This window comes from Streptomyces poriferorum (assembly GCF_019399235.1).
GTDB classification, from domain to species: domain Bacteria; phylum Actinomycetota; class Actinomycetes; order Streptomycetales; family Streptomycetaceae; genus Streptomyces; species Streptomyces poriferorum.
This window is the reverse complement of the sequence record NZ_JAELVH010000272.1, coordinates 1-8,442: the sequence shown is the minus strand read 5'-3', so window position 1 is coordinate 8,442 and position 8,442 is coordinate 1. Positions and strand designations below refer to the sequence as shown.

The following is an 8,442-nucleotide window of genomic DNA, read 5'->3' as shown; positions in this document are numbered from 1 at the left end:
CGGGGGCGCCGGGCGGCGGCGGGGTCGTCGAGCCACCACCACGCGCACCGCGCGGCTGCACGACCGCCTTGCTGGTCGCCTCGTCGGAAATGTCACCGGAACCCGGCCCGGGGCGGGGCCCCGGAGCAGCCGGACGGCTCGGCGCGGGGCCGCCCGGCACGGGAGCCGGCGGAGCACCGGGGCCACCCTGCGGCGGCAGGCCCGGCACGATCGCCGTCCGCGGCAGCTGGCTGCCGCCCGACATCAGCGCCGTCGGAGCGTCGGCGGACACCACCCTCGGCGGTGCGCCCTCGTCGTCGGCACCCGAGAGCGGCGGCGCGAACACGGTGGCCGGCAGGCCCACCTCGCCCTCGTCGGACCCCGCGTTGGTGTCGGTCCCGGCCCACGGGGTGGCCCCGACGGGCGGCTGCGGCGCGGACGCCTGAACGCCCGGGGAAGCCGTCGGCTCGTACGGGACCGGCCCGCCCTGCGAAGAGGGGGAAGGCGTCGCGGGCGGAGGCGTCTGCCCCGCCGCGTCGGCCCGCCGGTCCGGGATACCCAGCTTGTCGGCCGCCTCCTGGAGCCACTCCGGCGGGCTCAACAGGAAGGACGTCTGGTTCAGATCGATACGCTGCGGCGGCTCGGGGGCCGCGGGCGCACCGGCCGTCGACCCGTACTCCTCCTCGTACCGCCGGATCACCTCACCCACCGGCAGCCCCGGCCACAGCGTGGCCTCGCCGCTGTCCCGGGCGATCACCAGCCGCTGCCGCCCGCCGTCGGACACCGGGCCCTCGGCACGGTCCTCGGCCCACACGACGAAGCCCAGCTCGAACTCGCGTACCCGCACCTCCCGGTGCTGGTATGCCGGAACGTCACCGTTGACCCACTCGTCCGCGCGCTCCTGCGCCTGCGCAAAGGTCACCATCGCGCTCACCCCTCCACCGGGACGGCACGCGCGAAGCCGCCGTCCACCATCAGGTTCGCCACCGTCTCCAGCTCCGGCGGATTGCCCGCGAGCCGCTGGAGGAACGCGTCGAAGTCGGCGCCGCACGGCAGCAGCAGCCGGTCCACCCGCTCCTGCACGCTCCAGCCGTCCCGGTCACGCGCGTCGTCGTACGCGCAGAACCAGACCGAACCGACACCGTCCCCGCGGACCTTCACCGCGAGGATGCCGCCCTGGACGAAGGCGACGCCCAGATAGTCCTTGGTCAGATGGTCCCGCAGGCACTTGTTCACGTAGACCAGGTCGTTCACGCCGGCTTCCTCGCGCACCGTGAAGAACGGCTGGTCGACGAGCAGGCCGAGCTCCGCGTCGAGCGCCGCACCGGCCGGAGCCGAACCGCCCGCCGCCTTCAGGAACGAGCGGTACGCACCCGGCAGCCGGTAGCCGAGGTCCTCCTCGACGCCCTGGATCTGCTGCTCGCTGACCGCCACGGCACTCTTCGGCAACCGGAAGTGCGCCGGCCGGGTCTCCTGCAGCGGACGCGTCCCCCGCTTGTTCTGGTCCACGGCGGTCGTCGCCAGTCCACCGTGGTGCCGGAGCAACGCCTTCACCTCGACCGGGACCAACTCCATCCGCCGGCTGCCCGGCACGTGGTGCCAGGTCCAGCCGTGCGGGGTGGCCACCGCGGGAATCGTGTCCCACAGATCGTGGCCGCTCGCCGCCAGCGCCGCGTTCGCCGACACGTAGTCCGTGAGCCGCAGCTCGTCCACGCCGAACCCCTGCGGGGGCTCGGCGATCTCGGCGGCGGCGCGCGCGTAGGGCGCGAAGTCCGGACAGCCGTTCCCGTCCATGCGCACACCTCTGGGGTGGCGGGACGCCCGGACCGGATCCGGGAAGTGCACGAGCTGACCGGCGTAGGCCGCGTTCGGTGGCGCGGCTTGCTGCCCGAGCCGACCTGTCGTCATGGCGGTTGCCCCCTGCTGCGTCTGGCTGATGAGGACCGACCTGCCCATGGGGGCGGTCCAGGCACAGCCTATGCGGTGAGCCCGGGACAGACCCCGCCCCTCCGTCCCACGACCACTTCCGTCACCAACCGTCACAACGGAGTGACGGACGAGCGACGATCGGGCCACTGAAGCGCGACACGCAGACACGTTTCGTCGACCCCGCTTTCACAGGACCCGACACATTTGGCAGGCTGTCACCCGCATACACGGGGGCGTGCACATTCGGCAGCAGCCGCTGCGGGCACGGGAGGGACACAGCACCATGCACACCGCACACTCTGCACAGACCGTCACCACCGGGGACCCCCGACTCAGCTGGAGCAGCAACGAGACCGGCCACACCCCGCGCCTGATCCACCGCCGCGACGGCATCCTGCCCGCGGTGGCCGCAGCGCTGTCCGTACGCGGGGAAACGCTCACGTGCACCGCCGGCAAGGGCGACCAGCCGCCCGTGCTGCACCACCTCGTCCAGGACTTCCTGGACACCCTCCCCAGCGGGCAGCGCGAACGCTTCACCGGCCGCTGCCCCGAGGCCATACTGCTCTCCCGGCACCTCACCGCCGCCGAGTCCGGCCGCTCCAAGCGGGCCCAGCGCAAGCCCCTCACCAACGGCGAGGCCCGGCGCGCCCTCAAGCACGCCCGGCTCACCGCACGCCGCATCCGCGAGGACGGCGACCCGCTCCACGGCAGCTACGCGGCACCCTGCCGCTCCTGCTCCGTGATGCTCGCCCACTTCGGCGTACGTCCCGTCGACCTCACCACGACCGGAGCGGCGACGACCGCCGAGAAGGGCTGACAGCGCCCCCATGCAGGACCGAACCGACCTTCCCGACCTGCCCGCGCAATCAGGACCGCCGAACCACGACCGCCACAGCTCCACCCGCTTCCCCGTCGCCGTCGACGCCGCCCTGCGCGCCGCCGGCTGGGAACCCGGCCGCTGGGACATCCGGCAGGCCGAGGAGTGGGCCGACGCCCTGCGCTCCCACGCCTCGCCCGCGGGGCACCAGCACGCCGTCTTCCCCGCCGCGGTGGAGGCCTGGGCCGAATTCGGCGGGCTCGTCATCACCGCCACCGCACCCGGGCGGCAGATCGCGACGCCGTCCGTACGGATCGACCCGCTGAGCGGACTCCACCTGGCCCGGACGCTGGGAGACCTCGGCCGCGCACTGGAGACCGAGGTCGCCCCCCTGGGCGAGGAGGGGGACGCGCAGGCCGTCCTCGCGATCGACGCGGAGGGGCGGATCTACAGCATCGACCACACCGGCGACTGGTACCTCGGGCCCGACATCGACGGCGCCCTGGCCACTCTCGTCGCCGGCATCCAGCCGGAGCGCCTGATCTCCGGCTGAGCGCGCGGCGCCGGGGCCCGGCCCGGACGACAGGCCCTACCCCGCGTCGGACCCGATCCGGACGACAGGCCCTATGCCGCGTCGGGCCTCATCCGGCCGATAGGCCCTATGCCCCGTCGGGCTCATCCAGCCGAAGGCCCTACGCCGCGTTGCCGTCCGGCAGGACGGCCGACACCCGGAAGCCGCCCGCGTCCGTCGGGCCGGACACGAAGACGCCCCCCAGCCCGAGCACCCGCTCCCGCATGCCGACGAGCCCGTTGCCTCCGCTGGGCAGCCCCGCGTCCGCCGTCGCCGCGTCCGAGGGGCCGTTCTCCACCTGCATGGCGACCTCGGCGTCCCGGTGGGCCAGGCGCACCCACGTCTTCGCGCCCGCCGCGTGCTTGTGCACGTTCGTCAGGGCTTCCTGGACCACCCGGTACGCCGTCTGCTCGACCTCGGGCGCGTACGGACGCGCGTCGCCCTCCACCGAGAGCTCCACCGTCATCCCAGCCGCCCGTGACTCCCCCACCAGGGTCTCCACCTCACCCAGCCGCGGCCCGTCCTCGGCCGCCGCCGGGACCGCGCGCCCCACGGACGCCAGCGGGACCTTCGTCACCCGCGCCGCCATCGGCTCCCCGGTCCGCAGCACCCCGAGCATCTCGCGGAGCTCCGTCAGCGCCTGCCGCCCCATGTCACCCACCAGCGCCGCGTTCCGCACCGCCTTCGCCGGGTCCTTGGGCGCCACCGCCTGCAGGGCCGCCGCGTGGACCACCATCAGGCTCACCCGGTGCGCCACCACGTCGTGCATCTCCCGGGCGATCCGGTTCCGCTCCTCCGTGCGTGCCCACTCCGCCCGTTCCTCCGCGCGGTCCGCGAGCAGCGACAGCTCCCGCTCCAGCGAGTCGGCCCGCTCCCGCAGGCTCTCCATCAGCCGGCGCCGCGCCCCTATGTAGAGGCCGAACAGGACCGGCGGTGCGGCCAGCCCCACCGCCATGAAGAGGGAGAGCATCGGCACGTACCAGTCGCCGGGGCCGAAGTCCGCGTCGGCGTCGACGCCCTGCCGCAGCCGCACATAGGTGACGATGAACGTCCCCACCAGCTGCATGCTCATCAGCACCGCGGTGATCCGGCGCGGCACATCGGACGCGGCCAGCGTGTACAGCCCGACCAGGCCCATCAGGAAGCCCATCTCGGCCGGCGTCGTCGCGATCGACACGAGCACCACGGCGATCGGCCACTTGCGGCGTACCAGCAGCACGGACCCCGCGATCAGCCCGAACACGACTCCCAGCGGCACCGGCAGTCCGGTGTCCCCCGCGAACACCACCCCTTCCAACGCACACTCCAGCGCCGAAACCAGCGCCAGTCCCCCGTCCAGTGCGACACTCCGTCGCCGTTCCCACCACCAGTAGCCGCGGGTGGTCGATCCCGCCGCCTCCCGGTCTGCCCCCGTTGCGGTCATGGCATCCAGCGTACGGGCGGGCGCACCTCATTTTCGGGTGACCTGCGCAGCACGTCGGGGCGTCGAACGGATTCGAATGCACGGAGGTTCGCGCGTACGAGAGCGCGGACCTATACCGTCGCGTCGAGGGCCGCCGGTACGGCATAGTGTTGGGTGCCAATCCGGCAGCCTGACGCAATGTCCGGTTAGTTCGGCTGTATTCCCCCATGGTGTAATTGGCAGCACAGTAGCTTTTGGTGCTATTTGTCCGGGTTCGAGTCCTGGTGGGGGAGCATCTCACCGCGGGCCCCGACCGAACCGGTCGGGGCCCGCGCCCATGTCCGCCCCAACGCCCCCCGGTATCCTGCGGATGTCCGTCACCCGAAGCCGAAGGGCCCTATCCGTGAGCTCCGTACGCCCGGCAGCCGTCGTCGTCCTCGCAGCGGGTGAGGGCACCCGCATGAAGTCGAAGACCCCCAAGGTCCTGCACGAGATCTCCGGGCGTTCGCTCGTCGGTCATGTCGTCGCCGCCTCCCGCGAGCTGGAACCGCAGCACCTCGTCGTGGTCGTGGGCCACGCGAGCGAGCAGGTCACCGCCCACCTCACCGCCGCGGACGCCCAGGTGCGCACCGCGTACCAGGCCGAGCAGAAGGGCACCGGGAACGCGGTGCGCGTCGGGCTCGACGAGCTGGGCGGGACCGTCGACGGCACCGTGATCGTCGTCTGCGGCGACACCCCGCTGCTGTCCGGCGAGACGCTCGCCGCGCTCGCCGCCACCCACACCGCCGACGCCAACGCCGTCACCGTGCTCAGCGCCGAGGTCCCCGACTCCACCGGCTACGGCCGGATCGTGCGCGACGCGGCGACCGGCGCGGTCACCGAGATCGTCGAGCACAAGGACGCCACCGACGCCCAGCGGGCGATCCGGGAGATCAACTCCGGGGTGTTCGCGTTCGACGGGCAGCTGCTCACGGACGCGCTCGGCAAGGTCCGCACGGACAACAGCCAGGGCGAGGAGTACCTCACCGACGTGCTGTCCATCCTGCGTGAGGCCGGCCACCGGGTCGGCGCCTCGGTCGCCGCCGACCACCGGGAGATCCTCGGCATCAACAACCGGGTGCAGCTCGCGGAGGCCCGCCGGCTGCTGAACCAGCGGCTGCTGGAGCGGGCGATGACGGCGGGCGTCACGGTGGTGGACCCGGCGTCGACCCTGATCGACGTGACCGTGACGTTCGAGCGTGACGCGATCGTGCACCCCGGCACACAGCTGCTCGGCGCCACGCATCTCGCGGAGGACGCCGAGGTCGGCCCGAACTCGCGGCTGAAGGACACCGTCGTCGGGGCGGGTGCGCGGGTGGACAACACGGTCGCAGACGGGGCCGAGGTCGGCGCCGGCGCGACGGTCGGCCCGTACGCGTATCTGCGGCCGGGCACGCGGATGGGCGCGAAGTCCAAGGTCGGTACGTACGTGGAGCTGAAGAACACCACGCTCGGCGAGGGCACGAAGGTCCCGCACCTGAGCTACGTCGGGGACGCGACGATCGGCGAGCAGACCAACATCGGTGCGGCGAGCGTCTTCGTGAACTACGACGGCGTGAACAAGCACCACTCGACGATCGGCTCACACTGCCGGACCGGTGCGGACAATATGTTTGTGGCGCCTGTCACGGTCGGGGACGGCGTCTACACCGCGGCCGGCTCGGTCATCACCAAGGACGTGCCCTCCGGTTCGCTGGCCGTGGCCCGTGGCCAGCAAAGGAATATCGAGGGTTGGGTGGCCCGTAAGCGTCCGGGCAGCGCGGCCGCACAGGCAGCTCAGGCCGCGACGGAGGACACCGGCAGCGAAAGCTGACCGGAAACAGGTGCGTCGCGCACGGCGTACCGTGATAGATGCTCACCCCATTTCGGCTGGCTCGTTGCACATCGGGACATCTGCGTGCAGCGCCAGATACACGTCTGAGGAGACTGTGCTGTGACCGGGATCAAGACGACCGGCGAGAAGAAACTGATGCTCTTCTCCGGCCGCGCCCACCCCGAGCTGGCCGAGGAGGTCGCACACCAGCTGGGTGTGGGCCTCGTGCCGACGAAGGCCTTCGATTTCGCCAACGGTGAGATCTACGTCCGCTTCCAGGAGTCCGCCCGCGGCGCCGACTGCTTCCTGATCCAGAGCCACACGGCTCCGATCAACAAGTGGATCATGGAGCAGCTCATCATGCTGGACGCGCTGAAGCGCGCGTCGGCCCGCTCCATCACGGTCATCGTGCCGTTCTACGGCTACGCCCGTCAGGACAAGAAGCACCGCGGCCGTGAGCCGATCTCGGCCCGTCTGATCGCGGACCTGATGAAGACGGCGGGTGCGGACCGCATCCTCACCGTCGACCTGCACACCGACCAGATCCAGGGCTTCTTCGACGGCCCGGTCGACCACCTCTTCGCGCTGCCGATCCTGGCCGACTACGTCGGCGCCAAGGTCGACCGTTCGAAGCTGACGATCGTCTCGCCGGACGCCGGCCGTGTCCGCGTCGCCGACCGCTGGTGCGACCGCCTGGACGCCCCGCTGGCGATCGTGCACAAGCGCCGCGACAAGGACGTGCCCAACCAGGTCAGCGTCCACGAGGTCGTGGGCAACGTGAAGGGCCGGGTCTGTGTCCTGGTCGACGACATGATCGACACCGGCGGCACGATCTGCGCCGCCGCGGACGCCCTGTTCGCGCACGGTGCCGAGGACGTCATAGTGACGGCGACGCACGGTGTGCTCTCGGGTCCGGCCGCCGACCGGCTGAAGAACTCGAAGGTCAGCGAGTTCGTCTTCACGGACAGCCTGCCGACCCCGGGCGAGCTGGAGATCGACAAGATCACGGTTCTCTCGATCGCGCCGACGATCGCGCGCGCGGTGCGCGAGGTCTTCGAGGACGGTTCGGTCACGAGCCTCTTCGAGGAGCAGTAGGCCCAAGGGTCCCGAAGATCCACTTTGGGTGCGGCCTCCCCGCCGGGTAGACTCAGCGAGTTGCTCGGCGAGGGAGGCCGTACTCATAGGTACGGCGGTCCGTTATCGACGCGCTCTTCGTAGCAGGCCTGTCGTGGGCCGGGTGACCATCCGTAGTCTTGTCACCTTACGAGGAGTGCAGTCATGGCCGAGATCAAGCTCAACGCCACGGTCCGTTCGGAGTTCGGCAAGGGCGCTGCCCGCCGTACCCGCCGCGCCAACCTGGTCCCCGCGGTCATCTACGGCCACGGCGCCGACGCGGTCCACATCACGCTCCCGGCCCACGAGCTGCACCTCGCGCTCCGCACCGCCAACGTCCTCATCGGTCTCGAGATCGACGGCAAGGACGCCCTGGTCATCCCGAAGGCCGTGCAGCGCAACGCCCTCAAGGGCAACATCGAGCACGTCGACCTGCTGACCGTGAAGCGCGGCGAAAAGGTCGAGGTCGAGATCGCGGTGCACGTCGAGGGCGAGCTGGCCCCGGGCGGCAACCTGCTCGAGTACGTGCAGAACACCCTGCTCGTCGAGGCCGAGGCCACCCACATCCCCGAGTCCGTCACGGTCTCCATCGCGGGCCTGGACGCCGGTGACTCGATCCTCGCCAAGGACATCCCGCTGCCGTCGGGTTCCGTGCTGGCCGGTGACGAGGACGCCGTCGTGCTCCAGGTCGTCGCCGCCCAGGTCGAGGAAGCCCCCGCGGAGGAAGCTCCCGCCGAGGCCTGAGAGGGTCCGGTCATTGGGGGGGTGGGTACAGGAGC

The 8,442-nt window shown here is 71.5% G+C and carries 8 protein-coding genes and 1 tRNA gene; 6 read left to right on the top strand and 3 right to left on the bottom strand.

Annotated elements, in window-relative coordinates; genetic code table 11:
* A partial coding sequence (locus tag JGS39_RS32270) for an SUKH-4 family immunity protein (protein ID WP_505391879.1) occupies positions 1–904 on the bottom strand: 904 nt, incomplete at its 3' end.
* Positions 905–909: 5 nt separating this feature from the next.
* A complete protein-coding gene (locus JGS39_RS32265) occupies positions 910–1,887 on the bottom strand; it encodes an SMI1/KNR4 family protein (protein WP_219573292.1) in 978 nt (325 codons plus the stop codon).
* Positions 1,888–2,191: 304 nt separating this feature from the next.
* Between JGS39_RS32265 and JGS39_RS32260 the strand changes: the two genes are divergently transcribed.
* A complete protein-coding gene (locus JGS39_RS32260) occupies positions 2,192–2,725 on the top strand; it encodes a YwqJ-related putative deaminase (RefSeq protein ID WP_148019068.1) in 534 nt (177 codons plus the stop codon).
* A gap of 10 nt (positions 2,726–2,735) precedes the next feature.
* Positions 2,736–3,278, top strand: a complete 543-nt coding sequence (locus tag JGS39_RS32255; RefSeq protein WP_219573291.1) for an SUKH-3 domain-containing protein — start codon at positions 2,736–2,738, stop codon at positions 3,276–3,278.
* A 139-nt stretch (positions 3,279–3,417) separates the two neighbouring features.
* Here the strand turns inward: JGS39_RS32255 and JGS39_RS32250 are convergent, their stop codons facing one another.
* The gene (locus JGS39_RS32250; protein WP_219573290.1) at positions 3,418–4,719 is read right to left on the bottom strand and encodes a sensor histidine kinase; all 1,302 of its coding nucleotides are present in this window, start codon (positions 4,717–4,719) and stop codon (positions 3,418–3,420) included.
* Between the two features lie 200 nt (positions 4,720–4,919).
* Here JGS39_RS32250 and JGS39_RS32245 point away from each other — a divergent pair.
* From JGS39_RS32245 to JGS39_RS32230, 4 genes are all read left to right on the top strand, one after another.
* Positions 4,920–4,991, top strand: a tRNA-Gln gene (locus JGS39_RS32245).
* A gap of 110 nt (positions 4,992–5,101) precedes the next feature.
* A complete protein-coding gene (gene glmU, locus JGS39_RS32240) occupies positions 5,102–6,550 on the top strand; it encodes a bifunctional UDP-N-acetylglucosamine diphosphorylase/glucosamine-1-phosphate N-acetyltransferase GlmU (RefSeq protein ID WP_219573289.1) in 1,449 nt (482 codons plus the stop codon).
* Between the two features lie 120 nt (positions 6,551–6,670).
* The gene (locus tag JGS39_RS32235; RefSeq protein ID WP_219573288.1) at positions 6,671–7,645 is read left to right on the top strand and encodes a ribose-phosphate diphosphokinase; all 975 of its coding nucleotides are present in this window, start codon (positions 6,671–6,673) and stop codon (positions 7,643–7,645) included.
* Between the two features lie 183 nt (positions 7,646–7,828).
* Positions 7,829–8,407, top strand: a complete 579-nt coding sequence (locus tag JGS39_RS32230) for a 50S ribosomal protein L25/general stress protein Ctc (protein ID WP_219573287.1) — start codon at positions 7,829–7,831, stop codon at positions 8,405–8,407.
* The last annotated feature ends 35 nt before the right edge of the window (positions 8,408–8,442 follow it).

Excerpts from the sequence above, each read along its gene's own strand:
- JGS39_RS32265 (WP_219573292.1), bottom strand. The coding sequence starts at position 1,887 with ATGACGACAGGTCGGCTCGGGCAGCAAGCCGCGCCACCGAACGCGGCC.
- JGS39_RS32260 (WP_148019068.1), top strand. The coding sequence starts at position 2,192 with ATGCACACCGCACACTCTGCACAGACCGTCACCACCGGGGACCCCCGA.
- JGS39_RS32255 (WP_219573291.1), top strand. The coding sequence starts at position 2,736 with ATGCAGGACCGAACCGACCTTCCCGACCTGCCCGCGCAATCAGGACCG.
- JGS39_RS32250 (WP_219573290.1), bottom strand. The coding sequence starts at position 4,719 with ATGACCGCAACGGGGGCAGACCGGGAGGCGGCGGGATCGACCACCCGC.
- JGS39_RS32230 (WP_219573287.1), top strand. The coding sequence starts at position 7,829 with ATGGCCGAGATCAAGCTCAACGCCACGGTCCGTTCGGAGTTCGGCAAG.